Source organism: Malacoplasma penetrans HF-2 (genome assembly GCF_000011225.1).
Lineage (GTDB): Bacteria > Bacillota_I > Bacilli_A > Mycoplasmatales > Mycoplasmoidaceae > Malacoplasma > Malacoplasma penetrans.
The window spans coordinates 800,126-818,947 of sequence record NC_004432.1 but is presented as its reverse complement, the minus strand read 5'-3'; the positions used below and the strand labels follow the sequence as shown (position 1 = coordinate 818,947).

The 18,822-nt window shown below is 25.4% G+C and carries 14 protein-coding genes; 9 read left to right on the top strand and 5 right to left on the bottom strand.

The window, feature by feature from the left end:
• The first annotated feature begins 352 nt into the window (after positions 1–352).
• The 8 genes from MYPE_RS03320 (at position 353) to MYPE_RS03285 (ending at position 11,707) form a co-directional block, all read left to right on the top strand.
• Positions 353–850: a CinA family protein gene (locus MYPE_RS03320; protein ID WP_011077460.1), complete on the top strand. Its 498-nt coding sequence runs from the start codon at positions 353–355 to the stop codon at positions 848–850.
• Positions 851–913: 63 nt separating this feature from the next.
• A complete protein-coding gene (gene recA, locus MYPE_RS03315; protein WP_011077459.1) occupies positions 914–1,903 on the top strand; it encodes a recombinase RecA in 990 nt (329 codons plus the stop codon).
• A gap of 272 nt (positions 1,904–2,175) precedes the next feature.
• Positions 2,176–2,994 (top strand): MIP/aquaporin family protein, encoded by an 819-nt coding sequence (locus MYPE_RS03310; RefSeq protein WP_011077458.1) that lies wholly within the window; start codon positions 2,176–2,178, stop codon positions 2,992–2,994.
• Between the two features lie 51 nt (positions 2,995–3,045).
• Positions 3,046–4,191 (top strand): type 2 glycerol-3-phosphate oxidase, encoded by a 1,146-nt coding sequence (gene glpO / locus MYPE_RS03305; RefSeq protein ID WP_011077457.1) that lies wholly within the window; start codon positions 3,046–3,048, stop codon positions 4,189–4,191.
• Positions 4,192–4,215: 24 nt separating this feature from the next.
• A complete protein-coding gene (gene glpK / locus MYPE_RS03300) occupies positions 4,216–5,739 on the top strand; it encodes a glycerol kinase GlpK (protein ID WP_011077456.1) in 1,524 nt (507 codons plus the stop codon).
• A gap of 123 nt (positions 5,740–5,862) precedes the next feature.
• Positions 5,863–7,530: a glycosyltransferase gene (locus MYPE_RS03295; protein WP_011077455.1), complete on the top strand. Its 1,668-nt coding sequence runs from the start codon at positions 5,863–5,865 to the stop codon at positions 7,528–7,530.
• 33 nt (positions 7,531–7,563) lie between these two features.
• A complete protein-coding gene (locus MYPE_RS03290) occupies positions 7,564–9,396 on the top strand; it encodes a hypothetical protein (RefSeq protein WP_011077454.1) in 1,833 nt (610 codons plus the stop codon).
• Complete coding sequence (locus MYPE_RS03285; protein WP_011077453.1) at positions 9,380–11,707, top strand: glycosyl hydrolase 53 family protein; 2,328 nt, start codon at positions 9,380–9,382, stop codon at positions 11,705–11,707. Before MYPE_RS03290 ends, MYPE_RS03285 begins: the two co-directional genes overlap by 17 nt.
• A gap of 5 nt (positions 11,708–11,712) precedes the next feature.
• Here the strand turns inward: MYPE_RS03285 and MYPE_RS03280 are convergent, their stop codons facing one another.
• The 5 genes from MYPE_RS03280 to MYPE_RS03255 form a co-directional block, all read right to left on the bottom strand.
• The gene (locus MYPE_RS03280) at positions 11,713–12,435 is read right to left on the bottom strand and encodes a hypothetical protein (RefSeq protein ID WP_011077452.1); all 723 of its coding nucleotides are present in this window, start codon (positions 12,433–12,435) and stop codon (positions 11,713–11,715) included.
• A gap of 249 nt (positions 12,436–12,684) precedes the next feature.
• Positions 12,685–13,446 (bottom strand): IS21-like element helper ATPase IstB, encoded by a 762-nt coding sequence (gene istB / locus MYPE_RS03275; RefSeq protein ID WP_011077044.1) that lies wholly within the window; start codon positions 13,444–13,446, stop codon positions 12,685–12,687.
• Between the two features lies 1 nt (position 13,447).
• The gene (locus MYPE_RS03270) at positions 13,448–14,824 is read right to left on the bottom strand and encodes a DDE-type integrase/transposase/recombinase (protein WP_044891206.1); all 1,377 of its coding nucleotides are present in this window, start codon (positions 14,822–14,824) and stop codon (positions 13,448–13,450) included.
• Between the two features lie 320 nt (positions 14,825–15,144).
• The gene (locus MYPE_RS03260; protein ID WP_011077451.1) at positions 15,145–15,969 is read right to left on the bottom strand and encodes a hypothetical protein; all 825 of its coding nucleotides are present in this window, start codon (positions 15,967–15,969) and stop codon (positions 15,145–15,147) included.
• Positions 15,970–16,779: 810 nt separating this feature from the next.
• Positions 16,780–17,526 (bottom strand): YaaA family protein, encoded by a 747-nt coding sequence (locus MYPE_RS03255; protein ID WP_011077449.1) that lies wholly within the window; start codon positions 17,524–17,526, stop codon positions 16,780–16,782.
• Between the two features lie 175 nt (positions 17,527–17,701).
• Between MYPE_RS03255 and MYPE_RS03250 the strand changes: the two genes are divergently transcribed.
• Positions 17,702–18,781, top strand: a complete 1,080-nt coding sequence (locus MYPE_RS03250; RefSeq protein WP_011077448.1) for a formate/nitrite transporter family protein — start codon at positions 17,702–17,704, stop codon at positions 18,779–18,781.
• Positions 18,782–18,822: the final 41 nt, after the last annotated feature.

The window sequence follows — 18,822 nt, the reverse complement described above, 5'->3', positions numbered from 1 at the left end:
TTATTTTTATTTAACTAAGCAAAACCACAAGCAAAGTTGTTTGGTTAGTAATAGTAAAGTTATTAATTTAAATACACAATAAGGATCTTTCTAATTAATTTTATTAAGTTAAAAAACCATAAGAAATTATTAGATTTAGTTAGAAAAAATAGTTTTTAATTAAAAAAAAAAAAATTATTGTTTTTTTTATGACATTAACCCTAAAAATTTACATACATATAATGAGTAGACATAAAAGAGACTACTCAAAATATAAGAAGTTATAAATAAATAAAGATAAAAAAATTAATAAAATAAATCTTTAAAAAATATAATAATTATTATTGAACAACAAACTTCCTTGGAGATTAAAGTGAATTACAAAGAAATAATAATAAATGAATTGCTTAAATCTAAGTTAACTCTTGGAATAGCTGAATCTGTAACTGGTGGAATGATTGCCTCTACTTTTGTTGATGTACCAAATGCATCAAAGGTATTTAAAGGTGGTATTGTAGCTTATACAGATTTTGCAAAAAAAGAATTACTTAGAGTAAATGGTGATACTTTAGACAAATACACTGCTTATTCTGCAAATGTAGCAAGAGAGATGGCTAAAGGAATTAGAGATAAATTGAAAACAGATATTTCAATATCAGTAACAGGTCATGCAGGACCATTCAACAATGTAGACATTAATGAATACAGAGAATGCAAGGCATATTTTTGTATTATCATTGTAGATAAAGCATATGATTTTGAAATAACTTTAAAAGATGAAGGAAAAACAAACAATAGAATTACTATTGTTTCAAAGATTATTGAAGAACTTTTTAAATTAGTTTATCGTCCAGATAAGTTTAATGAATAAAACTAATTAACTTTATTTATTTTGCTTCTTAGCTTTTTATAAAAACTTAAGAGGTAAAAAATTATGAATAGTATGACAGAACAAAAAGCTTTAGAATTAGCAATTAAAGAGATTGAGAAAAAATTTGGAAAAGAAACTTTTTCTCAATCTGAATCTTTTGATAACCAAGTTATTAAAAGTGGGAGTATTTTATTAGACAATGCAATTGGAGTTGGGGGATACCCAAAAGGAAAGATTATTGAAATTTATGGAAATGAATCTTCTGGTAAAACAACAATAGCATTACAATGTGTTAAAGAATGTATTAAAGAAGGTGGTAGTGTTGCATATATTGATGCTGAATGCTCAATAGATTCAAAATACTTATCACACCTTGGGATTGATCCAACTAAATTATTAGTTGCAACACCAGAATATGGTGAACAAGCATTTTCTATAATTGATGCATTAATTAAAACTAATATGGTTGATTTAATAGTAGTAGATTCAGTTGCAGCATTAGTTCCTAAAAATGATATAGAATCATCAATGGAAGACCAATCAATGGGGACACATGCAAGAATGATGTCAAAGGGATTAAAGATCTTGCAAACATCTTTAAGCAAACATAAAACTACTGTAATTTTTATCAATCAAGTGAGAGAAAAAATTGGCGTAATGTTTGGTAACAACGAAATTACAACAGGTGGAAGAGCATTAAAGTTTTTCAGCACTTTAAGGTTAGATGTGAGAAGAAGTGAATTAATTAAATCAGGAACTGATGTAATTGGAATTAGATCTAAAATTACTGTTACTAAAAATAAAGTTGCGCCTCCTTTTAAAAATTGTTTTGTTGATATCTTTTTCAACAAAGGATTTGATCCAACAAAAGAAATCATAGATTTTGCAATCGAGTATGAAATTATTAAAAAATCAGGATCTTGATTTTATTATAATGAGACAAAACTAGCACAAGGTAGAAATAACTTAGATTCATATTTAAAAGAAAATAATGAAATATATGATGAAATTAAAAAACTTGTTTTTGATGAAATTGATAAAAATAATAAGTAAATAAAAAGTAAAAAACCTAATTAAAACATAAAGATTTTAATTAGGTTTTTTGTTTGTTGACCACAATTATACCACTTTATTTTACTTATGATTCATTAAAAAAATGATGATATAAAATGTCTTTATTAAGAGCAAAAAAATTTTGCGATTAATTTTAATTTTAAAATTTTTTTGTTTTTAAATTTTTTTCGACTAGTTGGAAACTTTAAATTGTAGATGTATTTCTACATTAATTTTTTTAGCGAATAATAAATTCGGAAGGAAAAGATAATATGACTACGTGATGATTAGGTCTACTTTCTGAATTGGTTGGTACTGCTGTGTTAATTCTTTTAGGAAATGGTGTTTGTGCATCAGTTTCTTACAAAAGGATGAATGCTAATCAATCAGGAAAATGAATCTTAATTTCATTTGCATGAGGTCTAGCAGTTTTTGCAGGTGCTATGGTCTCTATTGCCATGGGTGGAGATGGATGATTAAACCCAGTGGTTTCTATTATGCAAGCTATCATTGCTTCTAAAAATCCTGGTGGACTTTATGCTACAGGGATTTTAGCAACTGGAAGTGTAGCTGCAGGTATTGCTGCAACTTTCTTTATTTCAGTTATTTTCCAAATGCTAGGTGCAATGTTAGGACAAAGTGTTTTAAACTTTATTAACTACAAATTTATTAAAGACAGAGAAAACCCACTAGATGTAATTAGAGGTGCTCATTCAACTGGTGCAGCTTACAAAAACAAAGAAGATAAAGCAACAATCTTTAACTTATCTTATGAATTTGTTGGTACTTTAGTATTAACTGGAATGATTTTAGTTTTTGGAAGCAATAAGAGTGGTATTCCAAGTGTAAACATTGGTCCATTATTTGTAATGTTAATTATTACTTCTATTGGTATGTCTTTAGGATCTGCAACTGGTTTCTCATTGAACCCAGCAAGAGATTTAGGTCCAAGAATTGTTTTTGCAGGTCTTGTTAATTTCTTAAGAAAAGAAGATAAAGTTGCTGGTATCTGTGATTGAGGATACAGCTGAGTTCCAGTTGTTGCTCCAATGGCTGCTGGAGTAGTAATGGGATGCTTTGGTTTAATTTAATTTTTTAAAAAAAGGAAAATGAAAGAATTTAACTTTCAAGGTGATATATAAATGTACGATTTAACAATAGTAGGTGGTGGAATAATTGGTTCTATTATTGCCTACAGACTTTCAAGATATAATTTAAAAATTTTATTATTAGAAAAAAATCCAGTTTATGCTGATGAAACATCAAAAGGTAACTCTGGTGTAATTCATGGTGGATTTGATCCAGAACCACATAAACTTGAAGCAAAATTAAATGTTTTAGGAAACAGAATTTGAAGAGAAGAAATCTTTAAAGTTCTAGATTTTTCTAGAGCACAAGTTGACTCATTAATTATTGCTTTCAATGAAGAAGAAATGGATGCAGTAAAGATGCTATATGACCGTGGAATAACTAATGGTGTATTAGCTTCTGATATGAGAATTATTTCTAAAGAAGAATTATTAGAAAGAGAACCAAACTTAAACAGAGATGTTGCTGGTGCATTGTTATGTACAAGTTCATGAGCAATTGATCCTGTTCAAGCTACATCTGCATTTTTAGCAGTGGCTGAAGGTAATGGAGTAGAGTTAAGAAAAAATTCTGAAGTTACTGGAATTGAATTTGTAAACAATCAATTCAATATTGAAATTAACAATAGAGAAATTGTAAGCTCAAGATACATTGTTAATGCTGCTGGTCACTATGCTGACAGAATTGCAGAAATGGCAAATTGTGGAGACTTTAAACAAACAACAAGAAGAGGGGGATATAGAATTTTAGACCGTTCTCTTAATGGTGTTGTTAAATCAATTTGTTTCATGGTACCAACTATTCATGGTAAAGGTGTAATAGTTGCTCCAATGTTAGATGGACATGTATTGGTTGGTCCAACTGCTGAAGAAGGAGTTGCTAAAGAAGATACAAGATTAGTAACTAGAGAAAAATATGATTACATTGGTGATATTGGTAAACATATAATTCCATCTTTAGATATGAGTAGAACTGTGATGACTTTATCAGGTTCTAGACCAATAGATGTAGAAACTAATGACTTTGTTATTAGATGTGCAAAAAATAATAAGAATTTCATTAATGCTGCTGGAATGCAATCACCAGCTTTAGCTTCTGCTCCAGCAATTGCTTTATACATTGAAAAACTATTATCTAAGAGTGGTTTAGAATTAATTACTAAAGACTTCTACCACAAGAAATATAAAGTATTTCACTAATACTAAATTATTAAGGGTAAAAATATGGATAATACAAAAAAATACATTGTGTCATTAGACTCTGGTACTACTTCTTGTAGAACTATTATTTTTGATCAAAATGGTAATATGGTATCTTCTGCTCAAACTGAATTTACTCAATATTTCCCACAATCAGGATGAGTAGAACATGATGCAATTGAAATCTGAACTACACAATTAGGTACTTTACAAAGTGCAAAATCAAGAGCAAATATTAAATCTCATAATATGGCTGCTATTGGGATTACAAACCAAAGAGAAACTGTAGTTTTATGAGATAAAGAAACTGGTTTACCAGTTTATAATGCTATTGTTTGACAAGATAGAAGAACAAGTGAATATTGTGATGAATTAATTAAACAAGGAAAAGCAAATATCATTTCTTCTAAAACTGGGTTAATTATTAACCCATACTTCTCAGGTACTAAAATTAGATGAATTCTAAAAAATGTTCCAGAAGCTGCTCAAAAATTACAAGAACATAAATTATTAGCTGGAACAATTGATACTTGATTAATTTGAAAATTAACAGACGGTAAAGTACATGCAACTGATGTTACAAATGCATCAAGAACAATGTTGTACAACATCAACACATTAGAATGAGATCAAGAAATTTTGGATTTATTAGAAATTCCAAGAGAAATTTTACCAGTGGTAAAATCATCTAGTGAATTATATGGAACAATTAATCCAAAATACTTATCACAAAGAGCAACAGCTGCTGTTCCTATTATGGGTGTAGCTGGTGACCAACAATCATCATTATTTGGTCAATTATGTACAGAACCTGGAATGGTTAAAAATACATATGGAACAGGTTGTTTTACATTAATTAATACAGGTGAACGTGCAATCTTTTCTAAAAATAAACTAGTAACTACAATTGCATGAAAACTAGGTAATCAAAAACCAATTTATGCATTAGAAGGTTCAGTGTTTATTGCTGGATCTGGTATTAAGTGATTAAGAGATTCAATTAAAGTTATTTACAATGCACAAGAATGTGATTTCTATTGTGGATTAGCTGACCAAGAACCTCAAAATGTTTACATGGTTCCGTCATTTACAGGTCTTGGAGCACCATATTGAGATTCAAGTTCTAGAGGTGCTATTTTTGGACTTGAAAGAGGAACTAAAAGAGAACATATTGTTAAAGCTACAATTGAAGCAATTGCTTTCCAATCAAATGATCTTTTAAGCGCTATGCAAAAAGACATTGGTAAAAAAATCAATATTATGAAAGTAGATGGTGGTGCATCAAATTCAAATTATTTAATGCAATTCCAATCTTCAATTAGTGATGTAACAATTATGAGACCAACTAATATTGAAACTACTGCACTTGGTGCAGCTTACTTAGCAGGATCAGCATCAGGATTCTGAAAATCAATTGATGAACTAAAAAAACTTAATCCAATCGATAAAAGCTTTAGGCCCGGATTATCAAAAGAAGTTGTTAATAAAAAACTTAAAGGCTGACAAGAAGCTGTTAAAAGAACATTCAATTGAACTAATTCAATTTAAAAAAACTTATAAAAAACTAAATAAATTTACTACTGAAAACGCATGTGTTTTTAAAAAAAAAAGGGGTTTTTTTTTTTTTTTGAAATAGTAATACAATTCTTACTAATTGATGTTTTTTAATATATGAAAAATACTAAAAATAAATTTATTAATCTCAAAAAAGATAAAAAAGAAAAATATTTATATAACTTAATTTGATGAATTACAATTTTGCTTTGAATATTAGTTGTGATTCTTTCCTACTATGTAAATATTATTTTGCAATGAGAGAATACTAATTTCTCATATTCAAAAATAGCAACAAGAATTTTGATATTTTTCAATTTTATATTCTTTAGCTTATTGTTTTGCAACAATATAAAAGAGTTTATTCAGACTTTATATTACATTTTTATTAGAAAAAATATAAGAGCAGAAAGAGTTCTAAGAAATAAAGATTATTTGCTAAATAAATCTAAAATTAATAATTTAAACTATGTTGTATTTATTGTTTATTGTACATGTAATGATTTTGATGAAGAAAGTATAACTGAAAGTCTAAAGCAAGAATATAAGAATTGCCAATTTTTTATACTAGATGATTCCAATAAAAAAGAATATAAAGATCAAGTTAATAAATTTGCTAGAAAATATGAAAATGTAAAAGTTATAAGAAGAAAAAATAATAAGGGTTTTAAAGCTGGGAATATTAACAACTTTTTATTAAAAAGAAAAGATTATGATTTCTTTATCATATTAGATGCAGATGAAATAATTCCAAGTGATTTTGTTGGGAAATCTTTAATGTATTTTGAAGAAAATAAGGAATTAGGAATATTGCAAGCTAAAAATCTTTGTACAAGACAAACTAATTGGTTTGACTATATTGGGAGTTATATACATAACTATCAATGACAAAATCAATACAATGTAAGAAATAGTATAGGCATGTTAAATTTATGTGGCCACGGTGCAATGATTAAAAGAGAATGTTATGAAAAATCAGGAGGTTTTCCAGAAATATTACTAGAAGATTGAGCACTAACATTTCAAGCTTTAAAAAATAATTTCTTAACAGCTTATGCTAATAATATTGTTTGCTATGAAAAATTCCCAAGTGACTATATTTCATTTAAGAAAAGGCAATTTAGATGAACTATGGGAGGGGTTGAATGTTTTAAAAAGATAGGATGAAAAATTTTCTTTTTTAAAGCTCCATTTTTTAAAAAAATAGATATCTTTTTAAATCAAGCAAGTTTCTTTATAACAATATTTTCATTACTTTCTCTTGTAATAAATATTAGTATTCTATATCCATTGAATTTTAGTTTCAGTTATTTTGATTGATACATATTACTATCAGTTATTTTGACTTCAATTCCATTAATCAATTTAACAATGTTTTATTGGAAGAAAGTAAATTTTTTCCATCTAGTGTTAGTTTTACTTTTTCAATATTTAGTTTATCTATCATTATTTACTTCTTCTATTACAGCAGTCATTAAAGGGCTTTTTGGAAAAAGATTTTCTTTTTTTGTAACACCTAAAAAAGAAGGTGAAAAAGTCTCTATATGATATGCAATTAAAACTAATATTGTAGAAATAATAGTATCTACAATTTTGTTAACATCAGTAGTTTTAATAAGTATATTCATACCTAAAATTGGTCTATTTGGACTGTTATGAGTTTTTCTTACTATTTGTCCTTTATACATGTCTATTGTTTTTACAATGGTGCCAAATATAAAGATAAATAATTTTCATAGAAATAATGTTACCAATCAATATTCTAGTCTTGTAACTTTTCCATAATTTTTAAATTTATTAAATCAAAATGGAGTAAAAATGAAATCATTTAATAAAAAATTAAATACTTTTGTTTCTTTAAGTAGTTTTATTACAGTTTCCTTACTTTCAACAACATCACTTAATTCAGAAAAAGTTATTTCATTAGATGTAACTAAACTTCAATCAAATTCAATAACTAAAACAAATCAAAAATGGATTGATTCTATTAAAGAATCTGCACAAAACACTAACACTATTAAGATATTTTTCACAAGAAGTGCTGCTCTTGTTTATCAAGAAAGTATTATAGCTTTAACATATATGCTTTCTTTAGATGCTACATCCCAAATATCTAACAACCAAAGCATAAAACCTATTGCTTATTTTATGAGAAGTGATGACTATACAAATAACAGATTTGATTATTCAGTCATTGAGAGTAATGAAAATTTACTATTAGTTAAAGAAACTAATGACATAACTTCTGTTTCTAATAATGAACTATATAATACTCATCCTTTAGATAATCATTTAGTTAAAATTTATGAATATTATAAGACATTACTAGATTCAGGCAAAAAAATAGATATATGAGGTGCTGATTTATCAATTGATTCTATTTTTAATAGTGGTTCATATAATGGGTTATCAAAATTGTTGCCATATATAAATAAGATATATACTCTTTCAGATGGTAATGCTCAAACATTTAGTTTTGCTCAAACTTATGTTTCAAGATACAAAGAAAATAATTGAACTGAAGTTGAAACAAAAGAGAAGTGACAAAAGTTGATAAACAATAGTACAACAGATGATGAAAGAGCTCAATTATTAGCTCAATATAGATTCCAAGATTTTTTAAAGTTAAGTGATGTTATTGTAGTTTTTCATATTTTAGAATATGATGATGCTCCATTACATTGAGGTTTAACAAAGGAACAAATGTATGATGTTTATATATTTGATATTGGGTATTATGGAGTATCTAATCAACTATATGGAACTTCTAATAGCAATCAAATTCAAAAGTTTATAAGTAACTATGAATTGTTTTTTAAAGTGAATATTTCAAACTTTTTAGACTTTATAGAGGTTGGTTCAAATTATTATGATAAGAATAAGAAGAACCTTGTTTGAATGGGCGATAATCTTTTACCAGTAGATCTAAGTGATCAAATAATTAATGATGAAATTCAAAACACTTATGCATCAATGGTAAAAAAATATCCTCCAAATGAATATAATTACTTCTTTAAACACCACCCATCATATTCAATTGAAGATCAAATAAAGCTAACTAATCATATTGTTGAAAAAGCAAATATTAATCCAATTATTTTTAAATCATTTGGATGGGAATTATTTTTATCTTGAGATAACTATCAACAACATATTAATAATTCAACTTACACACCTTTCTTTACAAGCAAAACAAATCAGAGTATAAATCCTCAAACCTCTTTTGTTGGTTTACTTTATTCTACTTCAGTAATACTTACTACATATTCATTTACTTTGAATGAGTATGGATATACAGAAGAACAAGCATTTCTTTCTATTGCTTCTAGTAATTTTCCTATTGTAGGAACTTATGGATTATGAGGGTGAAACATTTATTTATCATCTGAACCATATGATGAAAATGTTTCAAGAAATTTAAATTTCTTAGATTCAATTTACAAACCCTATCAAAAATTTTATGAAATGTACTTAAACAACAAGAAAACTACAAATCAATTCAATAGAGAAGTTAATGAAAATACTGACAATAATTCAAATAGTCTAAAATATTTTTATATTCCTTTGATTACTTTATCTTTATTAGTTCTGATTGCTGCATGTTCATATATGTTTTTAAAAAGGAAAAATAAAAATGAAAAACAAAATTAAAAAAATATCATTAGTTTCAACTATTTTAGGAGCATCAATTTTTGTTACTTCTTGTGCTCCAGTTTCATCTGAATTAGAGATGGTTAAAACTGTTAAAAGTTTTATAAAAGGTGTAGATATTTCAAGTTATGTAAATGTAACATCAAATTTTTTAAATGAACAAAATATTAAAAAAGATGATAAATCTTCATATAGTTACAAAGAATATGAAACTGAAAATATAACTATAAATAACACTCAACAAACAATCCAAGATTATATTGATAATAATTTATATTCATACATTGATGACAATGGAAATAGAAAATATCAAAACTTTTTCAAAATTTTAAAAGATCAAGGTGATGTGAATTCAATTCGTTTAAGACTTTGAAATGATCCATATGACGAAAACAAAAAATCATATATGGGAGAATTAGAAGGTGTAAATGATTTAGATACAGATATTTATATTATGAAACAAGCTATTAAAGAGGGTATAAATCATTTCAATCTAGATTTTCACTATTCTGATTTTTGGGCAGATCCTGGTCATCAAATTAATCCAAAAGCCTGAGATGGTTTGGATACTGAAGGCATAAAAAAAGCTATTAAAGATTTTACTTATAATTCATTAGTAAAGATTTACCAGGAAACAGGTGTTTTACCAGCTCAAGTACAAATTGGGAATGAAATTACTAAAGGTTTTGTTTGAGGAAATGATGATTCTAAATTTGAATCAGATTACTTAAAACCTGATGTTTCAATAAAATACTTAAGAAGTGCAATTGAGGCAGTTAATGAAGCACAAGAGTATATAAATAAAACATACAATAAAAACACAAATATAAAAATAGCTGTTCATTTAGAATCTCTAAGTAGTCAAACTTCAAAAAAGGCTATATCAACATTTTTAAATGATCAGTTTATTGATGAAAATTTAGATATTGTTGGTGTAACTTATTATCCATTTTGAAGTTTGAATTTAGAAAAATTTAGACAAGATTTTTCTAGCTTTTGAACAAAGTTAGGTAAAGAAATCATCTTTGAAGAATACTCAACTCCATACACTTCAGACAATACAGGGTATACAGGAGATTTAGATTATAAAACTAATAGTAATAGTATTCCAACAACTAGCAGTGGTCAAGTTGTTATGCTGAATGCTTTTTTAAATCTGATTTCACAATTAACTCCTGATAAAGAAACAGGATTTTACTATTGAGAACCCGGATGATTGTACAAAGGAAAACAAACTTGAGCTAGCCAATCAGGGATAAATTACATAACAAACAGTGATAAAAGCTTAGATTGAAAATATGGATACAATTGAAGTAATCAAGGTTTATTTGATAGAAATGGAATTATGCTACCATCTTTAAAAGTTCTTAAAAATTTTGAAAGAAATCCAATTGACTATTATCAATTTAATTTTTTTTCATGAGTTATTTCAGATTTAGTTAATCCAATAAAAAATGATTGGGGAGCATATAATGATCAATTGTTAAAACAAATTGATTTATTTTGAAATAAAAATACAAAAAAGTCTGAAATTAACAAAGAATTATTTAAAGATTATGATGGTAGTTTTTCAAATCATATAGATTATTTCACGAGTGATTTAAGTAAAGAATTATCTAATGATGAAATAATGTTATTAGTTAAGAAAACTTACAAAAGAATTATGTGGAATGATTTAACAATAAGCAATATTTCATATGATTCAATTAATAACTCTTATAAAGTTGAAATAGACACTAACAATTCTTTCTATTATTTTGGAATAGCAAATATTGTGATTAATATAAAAGATTATTGATCAAAATCAGTTGACTTATCAAATGAAGAAATTTCAATAGAAAAGTCTGACACAAATTGAGCATCCAAAATATTTGAATTTATTAATTCACAAGATAATAAAAACAGTTTTAATTTAGATCAAACTATTTGAAAATACTTTAATTTAAAAGGAGGTATATCAAATCAAGACTTTTCTAGTGGTTTGTGGTTGTATGATGAAATCAATAGCAAAAATAGATATAGCAACTGAGCAATTTTAAAAACTGATAAGATTTATGTAAATGAAAACTCAACTGAAATTAGTAAACTTAATAATGAAAAATATGAATGACCTAATGATGGGTTAAAAGATATTTTCAATAATAACAATACAAATGATAATCTATACTTTGCAATAGATTTAAAATTGGCAGCAGGAAATGAGAAAGAAAAAAATGACACTGGTAATTCTGTGACTTATTTGGATGTAGGGAAAGAATCTTGACAATATCCTAAAATATTAGTTTTTAAATTAAATGTAAAGTGATCTTAAAAAAATTATTTATTTATACTTTCTTTTTTAAATATTTTTAAAGACATAAAAATTAGAAATGAAAAGGTTATTACTGCAATTAATCCAATAATAAAAAATGACTTATCAACATCAGAGAAATTATATTCATTATTAACAGAATAATTTGGATCATAATTTTGATTGATAAATGAAGATGCTAAAATTTGATTTTTTTCATATTCTGGAAAGCTATGTAAAAAAACAAATGGATCATAAATATTTTTAATTTTTAAAATATTATTTTTAGCATAAATTCCATTTAAACTATCATCAGCAGAAAATGAATCTTTATTTGTTCTAATAATGACATCAAAAGTTTCAGGTATAGGGAAATAAAATGAATTTAATACTTTATTAATATCTTCTAAAGAATAATTATAAGCATCTTTTAAAAAGAAAGCTGTTGTCTGAATAGATGTAGTAGTATATTGGAATCCTATAAAAGAAGTATTACTTAAAGATGGTTCTAAATTAAAAAAAGGCACATAGTTCTTATTTGTCATTTGCTGCTTGTAATCTCAAGACAAAAATATTTCTCAAGGAACCTTTTGAAAATATATTACTTGTGAAGCTTGATCTTCATTATTAATTATCAAATTAGATAGTTGGACTTGCCCACTTATATTGTTTGGAATTTTATTGGTTCACTCAGTATCTTCATCTTCATTATAATAAGGATGGTTTTTTGGCAAAGAAATTGTACTCATTAGAAGGAAAAATTTTTAACCATGATTGCATAACATCTCTCATTTCCTTTAATCATTGAGGATAGGTGTGATCTCTGCTTGTGATTAAAGAATCACCTAATCAAATTAAGTTTTTCTTTTTTGGATTGTATTTATCTAAGTTTTTTCAAATATGTTTTTGGTAAAGTTAATTCCCCACCCTTTCGGTAAAGTTAATTCCCCACCCCTTAGTATAAATGTGGGACTTAACTTTTTTTATTTAAAAGGGTTTTATTTAACATTATCCTTTCATTCAATTTCTTCTTTTAATTTTAAAGACTCATAGTTTCTATAAGATTTTCCAGCAATGCTAACAACATGGGATTTATGTAATAATCTATCCAATATTGCACTTGCTATAACTTCATCTTGGAATAGTTTTCCCCATTCTGAAAATAGTTTATTTGTTGTAATAATTGTTGAGCTTTTTAAATATCTACTATTAACCAATTGAAAAAATATATTTGCTTTTTCTTGATCCATGGGAAGAAATCCCAATTCATCAATTATCAGTAACTTGTACTTAGAATAGTGTTTAATTCTTTGAGCAAGTTGGTTTTTAAATTTTGCTTCTTGTAAATTATTTAACAACCTATTGCAGTCAATAAAATAAACACTATATTTTGACTCTGCAGCAGCAATCCCAATAGCTGTGGCAAGATGAGTTTTTCCAACCCCTGAAGTACCTTGAAAAATTATATTTTGTTTATTTTTTATAAAATCAAAATTTAAAAAATAATTAATTTGATTTTGATTTATTTGTGGTTGAAAAGTGAAATCAAATTCTTCTATAGTTTTTATTATTCCAAATCCTCCTGTTTTAACTTTTAAATATTTTCTTCTTTTAGTTTTGAAGTTTACCTCCTCTCTTAAAATTGATTTTAAAAATTCAACAATTAAAGGACTAGAATATCTTTGATCCATTAAAAGATTAAATACCTTTTCATTTGTTGTTCATTTAACTTCATTTAACAAATTTTCAATTTCTTTCATTTTAGGTCTCCTGATTTTTCTGATTAAAAACTTTTAGTTTATACTGCAAGTCTAATGACTCAACAGTTTCTTTTGCCATTTTCCTAATGACTTCTTCTGAAATATTGTCACCTCTTTTTAAAAATTCATACTTTAAAATTTCTGAATGAATTTCTGTTGTAGTAAAAGAATGCTTAGCTACTTTTAAACTGTTTTCATATGTTGCAATTATTGTTCCATTATGTTCTATGTAGACATTAGAATCATCTTGATATATTTGCACATATTCATTTAGATATAAAGGTGGTAAGTAGTAAAAATTGCTTAAAAATGCTATTTTATAGTCATTTTTTACCATTCTTGTTTCTTTTGAATTTAAATAACCTTCAATAATTTTTTTGTTAGGTAAAGGTTGAAGTGTATGCAATTCTTGTTTTAAAAAAGATTGAATTGGTTTAAACCCCACACCATTCTCACTGTTGTTGTATTTAGATTCTATGTTTTTAACAATTTCTATTAAGTGATTTTTGTTTTCAATTACTCCAGTTCAAGCTTTTATTTTTTTTGCAATTCTTACAGCACTTTCAACCTTAGCTTTTTGTTCTGGTGAAGCTGGATCACATGGAATAATCTCTATACCAAAATCTCTTTCAAAATCATTTCAATGTTTTTCTAAAATTGGCTTTTTGTTTAAATAGTTTTGGTTTTTAGAAATAATAGATTTCATGTTGTCGCAAACTAAATAAAGAGGGCTGCCTTGGAATTCTGCCAATGCAGAGACTAAAAACTTCAATACAGTTTGAGAACTCTTTTCATAAGAAACAAATAACTTCATATATCTAGAATACGAGAACTTTGTAACCAAAATATTAATTTTTAACTTTCCATCTTCCTTTGTATGAATGACAATATTTTCAGCCCAGTCTATTTCCAAAATTTTTCCAGGATAGGTTTCCTTTATTATTTTTTTTGGAGGAGTAATAGCTCTTGAAGAATAATCATAATTTTCTTTTAAAAATGATTTAAAAGTAGAATAGGAAATTTTATTTTTAAATTCAGTTTTAGATATTTCAAGCTTTGAAGGTAAGTAATCCAAGAGATGTTCATAAATTGAAAATATTGATGGTTTAGTTCCATTGGTTTTTTCTTTATAAGATTCAATTCTCTCTTCTATAATATGTTCAATTTGTGATAAAAAATTCTTAGATGGTTTTTTATATTTTCTTTTGAAGTCACAAGATTTTAATTCTGGGTTATTACTTAAAATTCTTAAATACTTCCTAACAGTTTTTCTGTCTATTTGTAAATCTCTAGATAAAGCCTTAATGTTTACTACTTGTTGATTTTTTAACAATTCTTTAATTTTATCTATCATTCTTATTTTGTTAATTTTTTTCATAATTCCCCCTATTAGAGAAATTATAAAAATCCCCATTTCTTTAGTTAAGTCCTCACGGGGGGTGGGGAATTAACTTTGCCGAAAGGTGGGGATTTAACTTTACCGATAACAAAATAAAATCAGATAAATTATTGAAATTATAAATTTTAAAAAATTTTTCATAATCTTCAATAAACTCAGAAATTAGTGAAGATTGACTATTTTTGTCAAATAACTTATTTGCTAAATCATAGTAGTTATAATTAATTTTGTAAGTTTTATATAATTCAATATTCTGTAAATTAAAAGTTTGAGTGTAATAACTTGATTCTGTATAAGGGTTAGTGTGGAAAAAAAGTAAAAATATCTGAGTTGTGAATAAAATCATATAATTTGTATTTATTAAAATCAGATTTTAAAGAATTGGAACTGTCACTTTTATATGTATTAAATTTTTCAGCAACTTCTTGTGATGTAAGTTGTTTATAATTGTTTGTCTTATATTCTTTAATTGCATTGTTAACAAAATAATATGGTTGATAATTACCATCTGTTAAAACATAGATTTTATTGACATGTTTTATAAATTCATAACTACTTTTATTGTAATTGAATAAATCTTCTAAACCACCATCTACAATTCAAACATCAAACATGATATTTGAATCTTTTTTAGTATAGTAGTTCAATAAGTAATTAGTTATATTTTCATCAGGGTATTGTTCATATTTATAGCTTCCAAAACTACTATCAATTTTAGAAGTGTTATTAACTAATTTAAAATTTCAATTGTTAAATGATTGATTATTTTTTAAAAATTTACTTTCTCATTCTTGTGAAGCTCATGTGTTACTTTCATATATTGAATTATTATAGAAAAACAAAATATCATCATTGCCTGCTCTATTTTCTTTTTCTAGTAGCATATATTCAGAAACTAAAATAGCTTGTTGATATGCTAAAGTAGCATTTCTATTAAAGAATAATTTTGGGTTAGTAGTTTTAGATGATTCTTTAATGGAATCAATTCATTTGTTTTCATATATTGTGTTTTCAATGGAAGCAGAAATCAAATTATTTGAGAAAGAAATTTCAAATTGGAAGTTGGGTAAGAAAATAAAATTAACACCAGTTAAACAAAATGTGTTGATAAAATATTTTTTCATTTATTTTTTTCCTTGTATATAAACCATAAATTTATATAACGTTCTAGAGATACATAAATTATAAAAATTAAAATTTGAAATATTACTTTTATTAACCTTAAGATATTCCTATATTTTGATTAATGATTGAGAAAAGTTTTTGAAACTTTTCATAAAATTATATACAGTTTAACTTAATAGATTTTTTTGTTAGCATAACTTTTTAAGATTTAATTTTTTGACTATTATTAATTCAATTAAATTCAAAATTTTGTTAAATTGTTTTTATTAATTCTTTCATAAAAAGCATTATTGATTTGCCTCCAAGAGGGACAAAATCACAAATAATTGATTAGTCTTTTTTAGGAAGAAAGTCTTGTGGAATCAACATTGATTATGAATTTAGTAAATTTTTGTTAAAAAAAATTGATTTATTAGATACAATAATATTGTTGCAAAATCTTCATACTTCTATTTGCAACTTGTTATGATTTACATAACTATTTAAAGAAGTGTACAAAATGAATTTATTCATAGTATTCATATAATTCTTTTTTAATGATTTGATTTTGTTTTTTATTATATGAATATGATATTCTTTATATAAAATTAATAGATATAATTTCTATTCATTTTAATTCCTTGCCCTTAACATGTACTGTTAGGGGTTTTTATTTTTTTACAGTATTTAAAATTTTTAAAAATTTTGTATATATAAATGACTTATAAAAATTAAAAACTATTTATATAAAAAAGTTTTTGTATAGCAAAAATTACAGGTTCAAAGACTTTTAACTGTTTATTAAAAACAATATATTTAATACTTATTAATTAATAGGCTTTGGTAAAAATATAGTTATTTTTATATGAAAGTTCATTATTGAATTTAAATCCTAGTATATCTAAATCTTTAATTTTATTAATATCTAAATTAATGTTTAGAAATTGATTAATAAAATAACCTCTACATTGTTTAGAAAATGTAGATAATGAAACATATTTATTTGATTTAAACAATTTAAAATCAACATTAATAACATTAAAGATTGAGTTATCTATCAATTTGCTATATTCACCACTTGCTAAATTTATTATTAATTTATCTGGATTTAGTTCCTCTAATTTTTGATTAAATTCTTTAAATCAAAAGTCATATAAATTTTTATAATTTGGGATATTAATTTTAGAACCTAGCATTAATCTATATGGTTTTATATAAGAGTTAGGAAAAACTATTCCATAAAACCCAGAAATGATAATTAGTGATTCATTAAGTTTTGTCTTTTGTGTTTCAGACAATTGAGAATACAAAATATTTTTGAATTGTAATCCATCATAAAATTCAATTGCTTTATATGCTTTATTATTTTTGAATTCTTTTATATCTTTAATTGTTTCTTCTATTAAGGAATTGTTTTTTAATTCTAGTCATGAATTAAACTTTTCATTATTTATAGATTTTATTAACAGATCATTTAATTCATTTGTTTTGTTAGTAAATAAAATGTTTTCTTCATTATTAGAAAAACTATCTATATTCTTATTTTGAGTTTTTGAAGGTGAAATTAATATTTTCATATCTTTATATATTTAATTAGTTTTTAAATAAAATTACTATTTATAAAATGATACTTTAGTTGTTATCATTTGATTAAAATTTAATTCATAAAATTACAAAAACTTTTTGTTTTATTTTGATATTCTTTTAATTTAAATATTAAAATTATATAAGTTTCAAATTAAAGGAAAATAAATGGAAGATAAAACTTTAAATATAAATGTACCAAAAAATGAATTAGGTGCAATTTCAAATATTAAAGCCAATTTCCCATCACTTGCAGAAAGATCTGTAGTTGGTGTTTTTGTAGCTAGTAATTATAAAGCTAACAAGAAATATTTAAAAACCTTTCTAGAAGGAATGTTGGCAGGTTTTTTTGTAGCAATAGGATATTATGTTGCATTATATGGGGCATCTAAATTTGCAGATGCTGGAGTGCAAACAGTACTGATTGGTGCAATGTTCCCAGTAGCAATTTTATTAATAACATTTGTTGGTGGGAGTTTATTTACAACTAATTGTTTAGGTTTTACAAATGCCTGTGTTAAAGATGTTAAATTTAATAAATTCTTTAAGAACCTAGCAATTTGCTATGGTGGAAATATTGTAGGATCTTTAGTTGTCTTTTTAATTCTGTTAGCTATGGGGGTTTTAGTACCATACTTAAAAGATTCTAATGGGAATAATGCATATACAGACCATGGTGCTTTTACTCAATTAGCAGCTGATTTTACACTTAAAAAAATTGGAGAGTTAGGAACTGCATTAAGAACGGGTGAAAGCATTTCAGCAGGATTAGTAATTGGAACTTTCTTTTCTAATTTCTTCTCTGGTATTATTTGTAATGTTTTTGTTTGTGTAACTTTATATATTACATTCTCAACAAAAAATATAGCAGCAGTTGTAATAATGTTATGACTTACAATATTTGTTTTTGTAATCAGTGGAACACCACACTGTGTAGCTAACTTAATATTGTTTTTCTGTAATATTTCACAATCATTAGTTGTTTCATCTGGAATGGATTCTGCTAATATATTAGCTCAAAGTGGGCAAACTTTTTTACCTGTAGAAACACCATACTTATTTTTAGGGGTTAATATAATTCCTTCAATCTTAGGTAACTTTATTGGTGGTGGAATTTTAATTCCTGGAATTGTGTACTTGATTTATAAAGATAAAATTCAAAAAATATCAAAAGAATTATCTTCTGAATCAATTGCAGATTCAGCTAAAGAATTAGTTTCTAAACTTCATTCATCAATTGCATTATAGTAAATTGAATCATTAATAAAGCAACAAAAACACTCCAGTTA